Genomic DNA, 13,922 nt, shown 5'->3' with positions numbered 1-13,922 from the left:
GTCAGACCTTGTTGACGGCGGCGCGGCCGAGGAGTCCGTTCGGACGCAGGGCCAGCGCGAGGATGATGACCGAGAAGACGACGATCTGGGTCGCGCCGGAGCCCAGCGTCGCGGTGACGCCGGCCTCCACGAGGCCGTAGAGGAGCCCCGCCAGCACCACGCCGGTGGCCGAGCCGATCCCGCCCAGGATCGCCACCGCGAAGGCCTTGATGCCGAACAGGGCGCCCATCTCGGCCGAGACGGAGAAGAGCGGCGCGATCAGCAGCCCCGCCGCGCCCGCGAGCACGGCCGAGAGCGCGAAGGCGCAGGCCACGGTACGGGCGACGTCGATGCCCATCAGCCGCGCGGCCTCGGCGTTCTGCGCCACCGCCAGCAGCACCCGGCCGAGTTCCGTCCCGCGGAACACGGCGCGGATCGCGATGGCCGCCGCGATGCCGATCACGGGGATCACGAGCTGGAGCGGGTAGACGCCCGCGCCCAGAACCTGGACGGGCTCCGCGACCAGCGCGGAGGGCAGGCTGCGCGGCTCCTTGCCGAAGGTGAACAGCAGGACGTTGTCGAGGATGATGCCGCCGGCGACCGTCGCGAGCAGCCAGGCATCGGAGCCGCGGGTCACGAAGGGGCGCACCAGCAGGCGCTCGACGGCGAGCCCGAGCAGCGCGCAGCCGGCCAGAGCCGCGGCGGCGGCCAGCGGCATCGGCCAGCCGAGCTGAACCCCGAAGGCGTAGCCCAGCACCGCCCCGAGGGTGACGGCGCTTCCTTGCGCGAAGTTCACGGTGCCGGAGACCGCGAAGGTGATGTGGAAGCCCAGCGCCACCAGCCCGTACATGCTGCCGAGGCCGAGCCCGCTGACGAGGGTGCTGGTCAGCATGGATGCCTCCCCGTGCGCGGGCTCCTGAAGCCGATCACTTTGCCACCGCGACGATCTCGCCGTTCCGGAAGCTGGCGAAGATGTAGTCGTCCGGCTTCAGGGCGTCGTGCTGGCCCGGTGCGAAGGGCGCCTCGTAGGTCTTGATCAGGCCGGAATAGGCCGGAACCTTGTAGAAGCCGTCGCGAACCTTCGGCCCCTCGGTGACGCCGGCCGCCTGAATCGCGAGCGCGATCAGGTGCGTGGCGTCGTAGGCGTTGGCGATGCCGACGGCGGGCGTGACGTCGGCCATGGACTTGATCGCCGGGTACTTCGCCTTGAGGGCATCGAGCACCGCCTTCGCCTTCGGGCTGTCGTTGCCCGCGAAGGTGAAGGTCTGGACGAAATGCACCCGCGCCGCGCCGGGGCCCGCGAGTTCGTCGAAGCGCCCGCCCGCCGGGCCCCAGTGGGAGATGACCGGCACGTCCCAGCCCATCCGGGCGAGGGACTTTACGACCTGGGCGGAGGGGCCGACATTGCCGACGAGGAACAGCGCGTCGGCCCCCGCCTCGCGCAGCCGGGAGAGCTGCGGGACCATGTCGATGTCGTTGGCCTCGTATTTCTCGATGCCGGCGCTGGGCAGGCCCGCAGCCTTCAGCGCCGCGACCAGCCCCTGCTGGTTCGACTCGCCCCAGGCGTTGTTGACGAGGATCGCGCCGGGCGTCTTGGCGCCGTAGGTCTTCACCGCGTAGGTGACGAGCGCCTCGTCCACGAGCGCGTCGACCGCGGAGACCCGGAACACGTAGTTGTCGGCCGCGCCGTTGCGGGTGATGCCGGTGCCCGCCGCCCAGGGGCCGACGAAGGGCACCTTCATCTGGTTGGCGATGGGCACGATCGCCATCGAGACCGGCGTGTCGAGCCCGCCGATCAGCGCGACGACGCCGGCCCGCTGGATCAGCTCGCGGGCGGCCAGCACCCCCTTGGACGGGTTGGCCTCGTCGTCGCGGGCGACCAGTTCGAGCGGGCGCCCGAGCACGCCGCCCGCCCGGTTGATCTCGTCGATCGCCAGCCCGATCCCGCGGGAGATCGCCTCGCCCGACTTGGCCGACTGGCCGCTGAGGGCCGTGACGAGGCCGATCCGCACCGGCTCGGCGGCCTGGACCGGGTTCAGGCTTGCGAAACCTGCCAGCAACAGGCCGAGGGCAATGCGCCGTGTGAACGAGCGGGCGGCGGGGCGGCGGCGGGGCATGGCGATCCGGTCTCGGCTGTGGTCGACCAACTACCGCAACGCCTATGCCAACTGGCAAAACCCTGATCGAACACGCGTTTTCCGCTGCGGTCGCGGCTCGTCAAAGGAGTGTGCACAATATCGCGCCAAAGTGCATACACTTTCTGCATGCAGGGCAGCGTCGCCTCCGCCATGTTGGCCCGCAGGACGCGGAGAGTGGTGGACCGATGAGCGTGAGCCCGAACGCAGCCGAGGCCGCCGCGCGCGATGCGGCGGCGGTGACCGCCTATCTCGAAGCCTCCATGGTGCCCGATCCGGAGACGGCGGCGCGCTACATGGCGCCCGGCATCGCGATCGTCTTCACCGGTGCCCGGGTGTTCCACCATCCGCGCGAGGTCACGGCCTTCAATGCCGGGCGCTACGCCTGGGTGAAGAAGCGGATGGAGCGGCTCGACGTGGTGCCGGGCGACGGCCTCACCACGGTCTACAGCCTCGGCACGCTCTACGGCGCCTGGCCGGACGGGACGCCGTTCGAGGGCAATCGCTACGTCGACCGCTTCACCGTGCGGGACGGCCTGATCGTCTCGATGGAGGTGTGGAACGACAGCGCCGAGCGGCTGCTCGAACGGCAGGGCGCCGCCTCCTGACCCCTCAGCCCTCGACGTAGGGGGCGAGCAGGCGGAGCAGGTCGCGCTCGCGCCGGGGCTCGTCGACGATGCGGGCCCGCTCGGCCACGGCATCGAGGTGGTGATCCATCAGGGCGACCGCCCGCGCGGCATCGCCCGAGACGAGGGCCGCCACGATCTCGCGATGCTCGCTCACGGCGCAATCGGCCGAGTGCGGCCGGCTGTAGAGCGAGAGGATCAGGGCGCAGCGGTAGCCGAGTTCGGCCACGTAGCGGCCGAGCACGGGGCTGCCGGTCATCTCGGCCAGCAGCAGGTGGAATTCGGTGGCAAGCCGGATCGAGGCGGCCTCGGGCCCGCCGCTCGCCCGCTCCTCACCCGCGATATGCGCTTCGAGCGCGGCCCGCTGCTCGGCGCTCAGCCGCCCGGCGAGGCGCTGGACGACGAGGCGTTCGAGCCCGATGCGCACGTCGAAGGTATCGCGCGCCTCCTCCCAGCTCGGGCTCGCCACGACGGCGATGCGGTTGCGGCGCAGTTCCACCAGCCCCTCGCCCGCGAGCTGGCCGAGCGCCTGACGTGCGATCGTGCGGCTGACGCCGAAGCGCTCGCCGAGCGCATCCTCCGGCAACCGGTCGCCCGGGGTCAGTGCCCGCTCGACGATGGCCCGCCGCAGGGATCGGCAGATCGCGCCGACGCGGTCCGTCGAGAGGCTCGTCTCACCCTGTCTCATCGCTGACGCGCATCATCCTGTTGCAAGGCGAGACCGCTCGCCGCCGAACCGGCAGGCCGGTTCGTGCCCGATGCACGAATGGCGCCGCGGCGCCTCGGCCGCCCCGATCGCGTGACGTCGGGAGGGATCGTGCTTCGTTGGCCGGCAGGGGCCGGCGCGTCGGACAGCCGGCCGCCCCGCCGTCGCGGGGGCCGGCGCGACGAGGCAGGATCGTCCGCCGATGGGCATCGGAGGACGCGGCGTGCGGCCTGCCGCGCGGAACGGCCGGCTGTTCTACATCAACTGTCTGCGCTGGCCGCCGCGGCCGGCACCGAAGACGCTTCGGAGCACGGACCAGGTCGAGGGGCTGAGTCCCTGATCGCCCCGCAGACGGCGACCGTCGGCCCGATCGAGCCGTTCGACCTCGTCGGCACAGCGCCGAAGCGCGTAAGTGGCCGCGCCCCCCGCCGGCCGCTGCGCCCTGCTCCCTTCCCTCTCGAAGCGGAGGCAGGAGGCGAGGTCGGCCTTCAGGTTGTCGAAGGGAGCCGCCTGAGCGGTCGTGGAGAGAGCCAGCAGAAGCAGGGCGGCACGGACAGGCACGGGGATGGCTCCAGACGAGATCGGCAGCCCGATAACGCATCGGCCCGCCGATGGTGGCCTCCATGTCGTCCGCACCGCCAGCCTGCGCCGCGGCTCTTGCCGGACGCCCCCTCCCCGGCTACTCACAGGCGAGGTTTCTGTGGGGATTTCTGTAGAGCAATCCGTTGCTGAAGCCCGATATTAAGTCTAAGTACCTGATCGGAAACGGTTAGGGCCTGTAGCTCAATGGTTAGAGCCGACCGCTCATAACGGTCTGGTTGCAGGTTCGAGTCCTGCCGGGCCCACCAGAAATATCAGTCGCTTACCTCGAAGAGACGGTCTGCGTCGCGGTTTGTTCAAACCTAACGCGGTCTCGGCGAAGGTGCGCTACGCGCGCATCTCGCATCACGGGGCAGGCGTGGGGCGCGTCCTGATCTGCCCGGAGGCCGGAGTCTCCCGGAAAGCTCTTGCCGCGCCGTGCGGCGAGAGCGGATCGTCTCGGCCTATCGCTGCGCGGCGAACTCCCAGACCGGCGTGCCGACCGGCACCCCCGGCAGGTTGCGGTAGCCCGTCAGGTTGCCGAACAGGATCCGGTCGGCCTCGACTGCGAGCGCCTTGCGACCGCCGATCATCATCACGCCGCACCAATCCACCCGCAACGTTCCGTGCTTGGGGTGCACGCCGAAGAGCTGCGGCGCGGTCCAGCCCAGACCCACGGCCTCGGCACCGAAGCGCTCGATGAAGTCGACGCAGCTCTCGTGAATGTTGGCCCAGGTCCCGGCGCTGACGTAGCGGCAGGGCGGCGAGGTCGGACGGAGGGCGCCGAAGGCGTTGCGCCACGCGGCGGCCTCGGGCGGAAGGGGATCGGACGCGCGTTCGGGAAGGAGCATCATGGCTGCCGGCTGAGGATGGGCCGGTCGGCATAGGGGGCTCGGGTTACCTCAGGCTTGCCGCTCGCAGGTGAAAAGGGCTGCACCGGCGTCGTAAGCGTGGGTCCATGGCGAGCCACCCGCGCGCGTCACCGCGTCGATGTCCCGTGCGTCTTGCGGGAACCGTCGTTGCGCTCGGGGAGCCACGCAGACAGGTGATGTCGCGTGGGGCGTCTTCGCGGCTTCATCGCCCAGGATGCGCCGAACGCCGGTGCGCAGGGCAGTGCCCGCAACACTGGAACCGCGCCTTGGCCGCATCGCCCGCGGTGCGACGGACTTGGACCATGCCGCGGCGATGTCCTGGGCTTTTGGCTGTGTGGCGGCCCGTCCCCGCTAAGGCACGGTGTCCGACGCGAGCTGGTCCTTGCGTGCCAACAGCAGCACCGTCCGGAGGGCGTCGCCCGCCACGTCGTGCGCCTCGAACGCGTGACGCGCGCTGAGGCGCCGGCCGTCCGCGAACTCGATATGACCGAGGCCCGCGATCAAGCGCTCGACGAAGGCATCGATTCGCGTTTCGGCGCCCTCATCCTCGGCCTGCGACGCCACCGCCAATTCGCCGCGCCGGATCAACTCGGCGTTGAGGTCGTCCGCGAGGCGGCAATAGCCCTGGCCGATATCCTCCAGCACCGTCGCCAGTTCCTGGGGCACGCGCGGCGCCCGGCACATCGCCTCGACGAGGGCCGCGTGCAGGGGCAGGACGGTGTGGATATGCGTCCGAAAATAGAGTTCGGTCTGGGATACGAGTCGATCGGTCATCGTGGATGCGGGCCCGTCTCACGGAGTGGTGAAGGGTCGAAGCGTCGTTCACGACACGCCCGCGGCCACGGCGCAGCCGGGGCGCGGCCATCCGTGACCGGACGCGTCGGGTGGCGATCTAAGCGCGGCGCTGCTTGCGCAGGGCGGGATCGGCCGCGTGGAGGGTGACGGCGCGGGAGGCGGAGCGCTCCAGCACGCCCGGCGCGTGCCAGCGGCCTTCCGGGCGGATGATCGTGTAGGGGTCGGTGCCGATCGTGATGGCGTCGGGATGCGGCGGCACCTCGGACATCATCTCGACGTAGCTGTGGTCCGAGAAGGTGAACTCGCGCGCACCGGGGAACGGGCGTCCGCCGGCACGGGACCAGAAGTCGACGAGGTCCTTCTGGGCGTGACCGTAGATCCGGCGGTATCCCTTGACCCGGCAGAGTTCGTGCGCCGCCTTCACGATCACGAAGGCGAGCCGGGACCGGCGGAACTCCGGCCGCACCGCCAGCCGCTCCGCCTTGGCGAAGTTGGCAAAGCAGCGGACCCGGATCGAGGCCGCGGGTTCGTTGTTCACGAAGCCGAGCAGGTGCGTCGAGGAGAAGTCGTTCCCGTCGAACTCCTCCTCGTAGGGGCAGGCCTGCTCGCCGACGAACGCGGCGCTGCGCACGGACATGACCCGCGCGAGATCGTCGGCGGAGCGCACGACCGTGACCGAAAACGTCGACGTGGCGTTCGGATAGGAATCGTAGAGGGGCGCCGGTTCGACGGCGGCCAGCGTCGAGGGCGCGCCCCTGCGGAAGATGCTGAGGCCGAAGCGACCGCCGCCCTCCTGCGATTCGATCGGCACGAAGCCCAGCGAAGCGATGAGGCGCCGGCCCGCCGCCGTCGGTCCCCAGGCGTAGAGATCGGCATCGCGGTTCAGCGGCGTCGACATCCGGTCGAACGCGAGGGCGATGCCGCCCGCGAGCCGGCCGGGCGCGTAGATGGCCCAGACATAGATGGCGGCGGGTTTCTCGTGCTGCGCCGCGAGGTGTTCGCTGGCCGGATTGGCACCGTCGAACAGGCCGGTCAGCAGGGCGGTCCGCCCGGTCTCCGAGAGCGGAAGCCAGGCGATGAAGCCCTCGGCCCGCGGCGCGGCCCAGTCGAAGGATTCGCGCCGGGCGAAGGCCTGGAACGTGTTGGGATTGGCCGACATGATGCGGCGCACGGTGTCGAGGCTCGTCTGCGAACCGAGTTCCGGCCTCACCCGCTCGAACATCCGCTCGACCTCGGCGATGCTCGGCGTGTAGGCGACGACATGGCGTGAAATTCGGGTCACCTCCATGTGCGCGAGGGAGTGCCGATCCGACGTCCGATTATCCTGCACCACGCTGCGAAGACATGATTTTTCCATGCTGCGGACTGCCATTGGTCGCACCCGGACTTTACGTGAGGCCTTGAATGTGACCCTAGATGGCATGCAGCGGGTGATCGGTATGCTCTCCAGCACGGAACAGGGTGTTACGAATTCGGAGCACCTGCCGGGCGACCGGGACACGGTGATGCCCGACTGGCATTCGCTCTGGATGTTTCTGGAGCTTCAGCGCACGGGCAGCTTCCGCTCGGCCGCGCACCGCCTGGGAATCGGCTTCAACGCGCTGCGAAAGCGGATCGACGAGTTGGAGACCACGCTCGGGGTGTCCCTGCTCACGCGCGGGGTGATGGGCGTCCAGCTCACCGAGGAGGGGGAGCGCATCGTCGCGGCGGCCAAGCAGATGGAGGCGGCGGCCTTCAACGTGCTGCGCGCCCGGGATTCCCTCTCAAGCGGCGTCGAGGGCGAGGTACGGGTCGCGGTGACGGAAGGGATCGGCTCGGCTTGGCTGATGCCCCGGCTCATCGAGTTCCAGCAGGCCCATCCCTACCTGCGCATCGATCTGAGCTGCGGGATGACCTCCGCGGACGTGCTGCGGATGGAGGCGGACCTCGCCGTTCAGCTCACGCGACCGCAGGCGCCGGACCTGAAGGTCGTGCGCCTCGGCTACCTGCATACGATGCCGTTCGCCTCACAATCCTATGTCGAGCGGCACGGGCTGCCCTCCACTCCCGAGGAGATCGGACATCATACGCTGGTGTTTCAGGTCGCGGAGCAGACTTCGACGCTCTCGACCTACGGAAAGACCCTGCCGGATCTCGCGCGGGCGCCCTTCGTCGCCATCAAGACCAATGTCACGAGTGCGCATATCCTCGCCGTTGCCAACGGCGCCGGCATCGGCTGGCTTCCGACCTATACGGGAACCCTAGGCACCAACCTCGTGCCGGTCGATTGCGGCCTCTGCTTCAGGCTGGATGTCTGGCTGACCTATCACCCGGATGTCGACCGCATCCCCCGCGTCCGCACCACGATCGATTGGGTCCGGTCCTGCTTCGACTTGCGGAAGTACCCGTTCTTCGGCGAGCACTACATCCACCCCAAAGATCTTCCCGCCATGACGGACTACGTGCCGCTGGGCGATCTCTTCAGAAGCAGCGTGCGGTAGCGCGAGGCGCCCCTCCGGCCTCGCGTTTGGGAATGCCTTGCGCAAGGCCGGTCACGGAAGGCCCGCGCCCCGATGGACCGGGGCGGCGGGAGCATTCGTCACGGACGACGGAGCGTCAGGCCTGGGCGAACAGCTTGGTGCCGATCACGCCCGTGATGATGAGGGCCATGAACCCCATCTGCACCGCGTTCACCTTCTCGCCGAACAGGATCGCCCCGAAGACGACCACGCCGACGGCCCCGAGGCCGGTCCAGACCGCGTAGGCGGTCCCGGCCGGCAGGCCGCGCATCGCCAGCGCCAACAAGCCCATATTGACGAAGCTCAGCACGATCGGAACGAGGGAAGCCGCCCACCCTTGCCCCGCGGCGACCCATTTCAGGCTCAGCGCCCACACGATCTCCGTAGCCACGGCCACGCCCAGGATGAGCCACGCCATCGGACCTCTCATGATGCGGGCTCGGAAGGGGATGCGGCGGCCGGAAACCCGAAAGAGGCCGCTCAAGGTCGGCCAAGCGATGCGGCCCGACCCGTGGGGCGCGGTGCATAGTGCATCGCAGCATCCGTGTCGACAGCGGGTCTCGTGACGCGCGGCGGCGCGGCTGCCTCACGCCGACGCAGGCGCCTCGCCCTGCTCGACGATCTCGAGGGCGCGCAGAACGGTTATGGCCGACGCATCGGCATCGACCCGGCCCGCCTCCGTCGCCGGCATCACGGCAACGGCCTCGCACAGGTTCTGGCCGGCCGGGCCGACCACCACCTTGAGAACGTGCCCTTCCGGCCCGCGCGCGTCCTCCATCAGGGCCACGAGGTAGCCGGCCGCGGTGCCGTAGACGTGAAGCGGTTCGACCGCGTCCGCCTCCGCGATGGGGGCGGCCGGCTCATCCTCTCGGCTGCGGCCGCCGAAATTCGGGCGGATGATGTTCGTCATGACGAGCATTCTACCATGCGCCGAACCCCCAACCCAGGGCCTCGGCGCGCGACGCGCCCAACGTGCGGAACGGGGCGAGCCGTCGGGTCCGCTACAGCATGGCGTCGATCCGGATCGGAAGCCTGTGGATGCGGCGGCCGGTGGCGTGGTGCACGGCATTGGCGATCGCCGCGTTGACGCCGATGATGCCGAGTTCGCCCAACCCCTTCAGCCCGAGCGGGTTCACGGCCTCGTCCGGGTCCGGCACCAGCACCGCCTCGACCGCGTCGATATCCATGGCGGTGGGCACGAGATACTCGGCGAGATCGGCGTTGCGGTAGGTGGGGCCGTCGAGGACCGTCTCCTCCAGCAGGGCCGATCCCAGGCCCCAGATCATCCCGCCGACGAGTTGGCTTCGGGCCGTCAGCGGGTTGAGGATGCGGCCCGCGGCGAAGGCGCCGGTCAGGCGCGGCACGCGGATCTCGCCGGTCTCGCCGTGAACATGCACCTCGGCGAATTGCGCACCGAAGGCCCATGTGAGCCTGTCGCCCCCGGAGCTCAGGCCGATATGGCCGCCGCGCAGGGCCTTCAGCGCCGCGTCTCCGCTCCCCGCGGGCGTGAACACCGCGACCGTCTCCACTCCCATCGGGTCGAGGAGGGCGACTGCCTCGGCGAGCGGCATCGCCCTGCCGTCCGCCGCGACGAGCCTGCCCCCGGCGAGGCGCAGCCCGGCCGGGTCGCGGCCCGCGAGAGGGCGTTCCGGGGCGACGGCGGCGCGTGCGAGCCGGTCGCGCAGCTGCGCGCAGCCGAGCGCCAGCGTGTGCATCAGGCTCGTCGTGGTGCTCGATCCGCCCGAGAGGCCGGCCGCCGGCAGGGCGGTGTCGCCGAGCCGCACCCGCACCCTCTCCACGGACAGGCCGAGCCCTTCGGCCGCCCCCATGGCCAGCAGCGTCGTGATGCCGTTGCCGATCTCGTGATGGGCGCACCCCACCTCCGCCGATCCGTCCGCCGACAGGCGCAGCCGCATCGTCGCCGCGGCGATCTTCACCGGCCGCACCGAGGCGGCGCAGCCCAGCCCGACCCGCCACGCCCCCTGTCGCATCGTGCCGGGCGGGGTCGCCCGCCGCTCCCAGCCGAAGGCGGCGGCGCCGGCATCGAAGCAGGCCATCAGCGGCCGGCTCGAGAACGGCTTGCCCGAGACCGGGTCCTGGGCGGTGTCGTTGCGGCGGCGCAGTTCGATCGGATCGAGGCCGAGCCGGCACGCCATCTCGTCGACCGCGCTCTCCAGGGCGAACAGGTAGGGCACCTCCGGCGGCGCCCGCATCGGGCCGGGCGTGTTGCGGTCGACCCGCACGGCGCGCTCGCCCGTGCGGATCGCGGGGCAGGCATAGAGGCTCGCCGTCACGTCGGCGCCCTCCATCGCGAAGGGATCGAAGCGCGAGGTGACGACATCCGCCTCGTGGACGAGGCTCGTGAACCGCCCGTCGCGGTCGGCGGACAGCCGGATGTCGTGGCGCGTCTCCGGGCGGTGATTGGCGATCGTGAAGCATTGCCGCCGCGTCGGCACCAGCGAGACCGGGCGCCCGAGGCGCTTGGCGGCGAGGGCGACCAGGGCGGTGTGCTGCGAGAGGGCGAATTTCGAGCCGAAATGCCCACCGATCGGCCCGGAGACGACCTGCACCCGGGCCGGATCGAGGCCGAGCTGGGCCGCGAGCCCGTGCTGGACCGCGCCGATGTAGCGGCTCGGTTCGTACACGGTGAGGCGGTCTCCGTCCCAGGCGCAGCAGGTGGTGAACAGCTCGATCGGGTTGTGATGCTGCACCGGCGTCTCGTAGCGCGCCTCCACCCGGGCTCCGGCGACCCTCCAGGCTGCGTCGGGATCGCCCCGCGCGATATCCTCGTGATCGCCCTTGAGATCGGCGAGCCTCACGGTCTCGGCGCCCGGATCGTCGAAGGTCGCCGAAGCGGGCTCGGCCGCGTAGGTCGCGCGAACCAGATCGGCGGCCCGGGTCGCCGCCTCCTGGGTGCGGGCCACGACGAGCGCCACGATCTGGCCCTGATAGGCGATGCGGTCCGAGCCGAGCGGCAGGTGCGAGGAATTGGCGTAGCCGCCCGCCATCAGGTGGCCCACCGGCGCGATCGCGCCGGCAAAGTCGCGATAGGTGAAGATCGCCAGGAGGTCCGGCACCGCGCGGGCCGCGTGCAGGTCGAAGTCACGGATGCGCCCGCGCGCGATGGGGCTGGTGACCAGGGCGGCGTGGGCGCGGTCGCTCGCGCGCGCGCCGTCCTCGCGCCGGTCGGAGGCGTAGCGCGCCGCGCCCGTCACCTTGGCGCGCCCCTCGACCCGGATATGGGGGTGCCCGAGGATGCCGCTCGTTGCCGTGTCGGCCTCTGCCATCGCGATCGTCTCCCGGCCTCGGAGACGCGCCCGGCCGAGCCGATCCGGCAGGGGGAAGTGCCTCTCGATCGAAGGGCAACGACGGCCGGGCCCGTCGGTCTCCGCACCGGCGTCGAAACGACGCTCGCCCGCCGCGCGGGGCGTGAACGGAGAGGAGGCTCGGGCGGTCCGGCTCAGCAGCCGACGCAGATGCCCTTCATGAGATGGCTGTCCTTCGCCCGCCGTCCCCGCGTCTCCTCGACCGTGCTTCCGGGCAGGGGGCTGAGCATGTGCGGGCGGGGCACGACTTGGCCCGTCGGCGCGGTGTGCGGGGCCGTCACGGTCGTCTCGGGCCCGCCTCCCGTTCCCGTCCGGGCCGGATGGGTCGTCGTCTGCGCCGGAGAGGCCGCGCCCAGAAAGATCAATCCGGCCAAGACTGCTCTTGCAAACATCGTCATCCTCCTGGCTCGGGATCAGGGCAGGATCGTCTGCCGCCCTCCGGCGTCGTTTGAGAACAAAGCTCCGGACTATGCCTGCGAAGTGTTGCGGCATGGCCCGGGATCATGCGCACGCATCTGGGATGACCGCGCATCACCCTGCTGATATGCTGATAAAACGTCTGGCAAGCCGCTTTTCATCCCGGCGGCCGGGGCGCGGACGAACCGCCCTGATTCCTCTCGGCCGCCGCGATCCGAGGGGCCGGGGCCGGCATGTCCGTCGGAGGAAGCGAGACGGCGCGCTCGACGGGGCGGGCGCGGGGGCGGTCGGCGTCAGCTCGACCGCGTCAAAGGCGGAGAACGGGAAGGCCCCGAGCGATCCGGATCGCTGCGGGGCCGAGGCAGGCGCGGATTACCGACCCGATCCGCCGGAGCCGGCCGAACTGGTGTTGCCGCCGCCCGCATTGCTCGGGTTGCCGGCCGAGCCGCCGCTGTCACCGGACTGTGCCAGTGCGGATCCCGTCATGAGCGCCAGCGCAAGCGCGGCGGTGATAATCTTCGTCATGCTCTCCTCCATCGGCCGCGGCCTTCGGCGGCGCCGTCTCGGGCAACCGCGCCTCGTGACCGCTGTTCCGCTGCGGAGATGAGTGAGACTCCGGGATGCCGTCGGGAGCCGGCCTTCGGCAAAAGACGATGCTTCAGCGGAAGACCGTGTCGCCGATATCGACCGGCATCAGGCGCACGCCGGCATAGTCGCCGCGCCGCCAGACGCATTCGACGACGAAGCGCTTGTTCGTCCGCACGATGTCGAGCCGGAACGCCTCGGTCAGCGGATGGCGCCGGGAGATGTTGAGCTTGGCGCCCTGCGCCGAGACGTCCCGGATGACGCACACGATCCGCTTCCCGCAGGGCAGAACCACCCGCGCGAGCTTCATCGTCGCGACGCGACGGCCGGGGGCGCGCCGGTCGTGCGTCCCGTCGAAGGACAGGGACTGCGCCGGCTGGGCTTCGGCGCGCGTGAATCGGCTATGGCGCGAACGGTCCGAAGATCGGCCGGACATCACACGTCTCCAGGAACAGCAACGCGGCCCTCCGGAGCTGACGCGCTTGGCGGCAGCATGCGCCGCAAGCGTAAAGCACGCCTTGACGTCCCGGCGAGATCTCGGCCCTTCGCGCTCCGGGCCGCCCCGATCGCGCCGCCTACACGACGCGGAGGCTGAGCGCGCCCACGCCCTCGACCCGCGCGGTCATGGTCTGCCCGCGCAGCACCGGCCCGACGCCGGAGGGCGTGCCGGTGAAGATCAGGTCGCCGGGATGCAGCTCGAAATAGGTCGAGAGCAGCGCGATCTGCTCGGGCACCGACCAGATCATCTCGGACAGGTCGCCCCGCTGGCGCTCCGCACCATCGACGGCGAGGGTGATCGCGCCGGTGCGCGGATGGCCGATGGTGCCGGCCGGCCGCAACGGGCTGACGGGCGCGGAGAGATCGGAGGCCTTGCCGAGGTCCCAGGGCCGGGCCTGCCGCTTGGCCTCGTCCTGGCGGTCGCGCCGGGTCATGTCGAGGCCGACTGCGTAGCCGTAGACGTGCTGGCCCGCCGTCTCGACGGGAATGTCGCGCCCGCCCCGCCCGAGGGCGGCCACCAGTTCCACCTCGAAATGGTAGTTGTCCGTGCGCGGCGGGTAGGGATGCTCGACCGTCGCGCCCTCGGGCACGACTTGGAGCGTGTCGGCCGGCTTGAGGAAGAAGAAGGGCGGGTCGCGCTCGTCGGCGCCCATCTCGCGGGCATGGGCGCGGTAATTGCGGCCCACGCAGTAGATCCGGCGCACGGGAAAGAGATCGGAACTGCCGAGGATCGGCAGCGTGGCGCGCGGCGGATTGGGGATCACGGACAGCATGGCGCCTCGGGCCTCGTCGTCTGAGCGGTCGTTCGATCGGGCGGCGCGGTGCCGCGGGAGGGAAACCCGCGAGCGCAGCGCGCGTGCCATGCGCCTGTCATGTCCCCGCGCGGCCGCGGCTGCAAACGGCGTC

Annotated in this window: 16 protein-coding genes and 1 tRNA gene; 3 read left to right on the top strand and 14 right to left on the bottom strand. The window is 70.7% G+C overall.

Features of this window, described 5'->3' with window-relative positions:
• Nucleotide 1: 1 nt before the first annotated feature.
• Entirely contained in the window at nt 2–871 is an 870-nt protein-coding gene (locus ACPCJR_RS05360) for a branched-chain amino acid ABC transporter permease (protein ID WP_391511617.1), read from the bottom strand.
• A 34-nt stretch (nt 872–905) separates the two neighbouring features.
• Nucleotides 906–2,096, bottom strand: a complete 1,191-nt coding sequence (locus ACPCJR_RS05355) for an ABC transporter substrate-binding protein (RefSeq protein ID WP_391511618.1) — start codon at nt 2,094–2,096, stop codon at nt 906–908.
• A gap of 206 nt (nt 2,097–2,302) precedes the next feature.
• On the opposite strand from ACPCJR_RS05355, the gene ACPCJR_RS05350 reads away from it, so the two are divergent.
• Entirely contained in the window at nt 2,303–2,722 is a 420-nt protein-coding gene (locus tag ACPCJR_RS05350; protein ID WP_110351860.1) for a nuclear transport factor 2 family protein, read from the top strand.
• A gap of 4 nt (nt 2,723–2,726) precedes the next feature.
• On the opposite strand, the gene ACPCJR_RS05345 is transcribed toward ACPCJR_RS05350, so the two are convergent.
• On the bottom strand, nt 2,727–3,428 hold the full coding sequence (locus tag ACPCJR_RS05345) for a GntR family transcriptional regulator (RefSeq protein ID WP_391511619.1): 702 nt from the start codon (nt 3,426–3,428) through the stop codon (nt 2,727–2,729).
• Between the two features lie 273 nt (nt 3,429–3,701).
• A complete protein-coding gene (locus ACPCJR_RS05340; RefSeq protein ID WP_391511620.1) occupies nt 3,702–4,007 on the bottom strand; it encodes a hypothetical protein in 306 nt (101 codons plus the stop codon).
• Nucleotides 4,008–4,218: 211 nt separating this feature from the next.
• Here ACPCJR_RS05340 and ACPCJR_RS05335 point away from each other — a divergent pair.
• Nucleotides 4,219–4,294, top strand: a tRNA-Ile gene (locus tag ACPCJR_RS05335).
• A 195-nt stretch (nt 4,295–4,489) separates the two neighbouring features.
• On the opposite strand, the gene ACPCJR_RS05330 is transcribed toward ACPCJR_RS05335, so the two are convergent.
• The 3 genes from ACPCJR_RS05330 to ACPCJR_RS05320 form a co-directional block, all read right to left on the bottom strand.
• Nucleotides 4,490–4,876, bottom strand: a complete 387-nt coding sequence (locus tag ACPCJR_RS05330; protein WP_391511621.1) for a hypothetical protein — start codon at nt 4,874–4,876, stop codon at nt 4,490–4,492.
• 372 nt (nt 4,877–5,248) lie between these two features.
• Nucleotides 5,249–5,671, bottom strand: a complete 423-nt coding sequence (locus tag ACPCJR_RS05325) for a hypothetical protein (RefSeq protein WP_391511622.1) — start codon at nt 5,669–5,671, stop codon at nt 5,249–5,251.
• A gap of 118 nt (nt 5,672–5,789) precedes the next feature.
• Nucleotides 5,790–6,980 carry a GNAT family N-acetyltransferase gene (locus tag ACPCJR_RS05320; RefSeq protein ID WP_391511623.1) on the bottom strand — a complete coding sequence of 397 codons (1,191 nt, stop codon included), beginning with the start codon at nt 6,978–6,980 and terminating at the stop codon, nt 5,790–5,792.
• A gap of 151 nt (nt 6,981–7,131) precedes the next feature.
• On the opposite strand from ACPCJR_RS05320, the gene ACPCJR_RS05315 reads away from it, so the two are divergent.
• Complete coding sequence (locus tag ACPCJR_RS05315) at nt 7,132–8,172, top strand: LysR family transcriptional regulator (RefSeq protein WP_391516793.1); 1,041 nt, start codon at nt 7,132–7,134, stop codon at nt 8,170–8,172.
• Nucleotides 8,173–8,287: 115 nt separating this feature from the next.
• Here the strand turns inward: ACPCJR_RS05315 and ACPCJR_RS05310 are convergent, their stop codons facing one another.
• The 7 genes from ACPCJR_RS05310 to ACPCJR_RS05280 form a co-directional block, all read right to left on the bottom strand.
• Nucleotides 8,288–8,608, bottom strand: coding sequence for a DMT family transporter (locus ACPCJR_RS05310; protein WP_110353889.1), 321 nt, complete (start codon nt 8,606–8,608; stop codon nt 8,288–8,290).
• Between the two features lie 168 nt (nt 8,609–8,776).
• Nucleotides 8,777–9,100 (bottom strand): hypothetical protein, encoded by a 324-nt coding sequence (locus ACPCJR_RS05305; protein ID WP_391511625.1) that lies wholly within the window; start codon nt 9,098–9,100, stop codon nt 8,777–8,779.
• A gap of 91 nt (nt 9,101–9,191) precedes the next feature.
• Nucleotides 9,192–11,477 (bottom strand): xanthine dehydrogenase family protein molybdopterin-binding subunit, encoded by a 2,286-nt coding sequence (locus ACPCJR_RS05300; protein ID WP_391511627.1) that lies wholly within the window; start codon nt 11,475–11,477, stop codon nt 9,192–9,194.
• 173 nt (nt 11,478–11,650) lie between these two features.
• Complete coding sequence (locus ACPCJR_RS05295; RefSeq protein ID WP_391511628.1) at nt 11,651–11,908, bottom strand: hypothetical protein; 258 nt, start codon at nt 11,906–11,908, stop codon at nt 11,651–11,653.
• A gap of 397 nt (nt 11,909–12,305) precedes the next feature.
• Nucleotides 12,306–12,458, bottom strand: a complete 153-nt coding sequence (locus ACPCJR_RS05290; protein ID WP_181425594.1) for a hypothetical protein — start codon at nt 12,456–12,458, stop codon at nt 12,306–12,308.
• Nucleotides 12,459–12,591: 133 nt separating this feature from the next.
• Nucleotides 12,592–12,954, bottom strand: a complete 363-nt coding sequence (locus ACPCJR_RS05285; RefSeq protein ID WP_391511629.1) for a PilZ domain-containing protein — start codon at nt 12,952–12,954, stop codon at nt 12,592–12,594.
• Between the two features lie 139 nt (nt 12,955–13,093).
• Nucleotides 13,094–13,789, bottom strand: coding sequence for a fumarylacetoacetate hydrolase family protein (locus ACPCJR_RS05280; RefSeq protein WP_391511630.1), 696 nt, complete (start codon nt 13,787–13,789; stop codon nt 13,094–13,096).
• Between the last annotated feature and the right edge of the window lie 133 nt (nt 13,790–13,922).

The organism is Methylobacterium sp. NPDC097929, assembly GCF_049543375.1.
Taxonomy (GTDB): Bacteria; Pseudomonadota; Alphaproteobacteria; order Rhizobiales; family Beijerinckiaceae; genus Methylobacterium.
Note: the sequence above shows the minus strand (reverse complement) of the source record. Positions and strands in the feature narration are given on the sequence as shown.

Coding starts and splice junctions, on each gene's coding strand:
- ACPCJR_RS05360 (WP_391511617.1), bottom strand. CDS start 871: ATGCTGACCAGCACCCTCGTCAGCGGGCTCGGCCTCGGCAGCATGTAC.
- ACPCJR_RS05355 (WP_391511618.1), bottom strand. CDS start 2,096: ATGCCCCGCCGCCGCCCCGCCGCCCGCTCGTTCACACGGCGCATTGCC.
- ACPCJR_RS05350 (WP_110351860.1), top strand. CDS start 2,303: ATGAGCGTGAGCCCGAACGCAGCCGAGGCCGCCGCGCGCGATGCGGCG.
- ACPCJR_RS05345 (WP_391511619.1), bottom strand. CDS start 3,428: ATGAGACAGGGTGAGACGAGCCTCTCGACGGACCGCGTCGGCGCGATC.
- ACPCJR_RS05330 (WP_391511621.1), bottom strand. CDS start 4,876: ATGCTCCTTCCCGAACGCGCGTCCGATCCCCTTCCGCCCGAGGCCGCC.
- ACPCJR_RS05325 (WP_391511622.1), bottom strand. CDS start 5,671: ATGACCGATCGACTCGTATCCCAGACCGAACTCTATTTTCGGACGCAT.
- ACPCJR_RS05320 (WP_391511623.1), bottom strand. CDS start 6,980: ATGGAGGTGACCCGAATTTCACGCCATGTCGTCGCCTACACGCCGAGC.
- ACPCJR_RS05315 (WP_391516793.1), top strand. CDS start 7,132: ATGCTCTCCAGCACGGAACAGGGTGTTACGAATTCGGAGCACCTGCCG.
- ACPCJR_RS05310 (WP_110353889.1), bottom strand. CDS start 8,608: ATGGCGTGGCTCATCCTGGGCGTGGCCGTGGCTACGGAGATCGTGTGG.
- ACPCJR_RS05305 (WP_391511625.1), bottom strand. CDS start 9,100: ATGACGAACATCATCCGCCCGAATTTCGGCGGCCGCAGCCGAGAGGAT.
- ACPCJR_RS05300 (WP_391511627.1), bottom strand. CDS start 11,477: ATGGCAGAGGCCGACACGGCAACGAGCGGCATCCTCGGGCACCCCCAT.
- ACPCJR_RS05295 (WP_391511628.1), bottom strand. CDS start 11,908: ATGTTTGCAAGAGCAGTCTTGGCCGGATTGATCTTTCTGGGCGCGGCC.
- ACPCJR_RS05290 (WP_181425594.1), bottom strand. CDS start 12,458: ATGACGAAGATTATCACCGCCGCGCTTGCGCTGGCGCTCATGACGGGA.
- ACPCJR_RS05285 (WP_391511629.1), bottom strand. CDS start 12,954: ATGTCCGGCCGATCTTCGGACCGTTCGCGCCATAGCCGATTCACGCGC.
- ACPCJR_RS05280 (WP_391511630.1), bottom strand. CDS start 13,789: ATGCTGTCCGTGATCCCCAATCCGCCGCGCGCCACGCTGCCGATCCTC.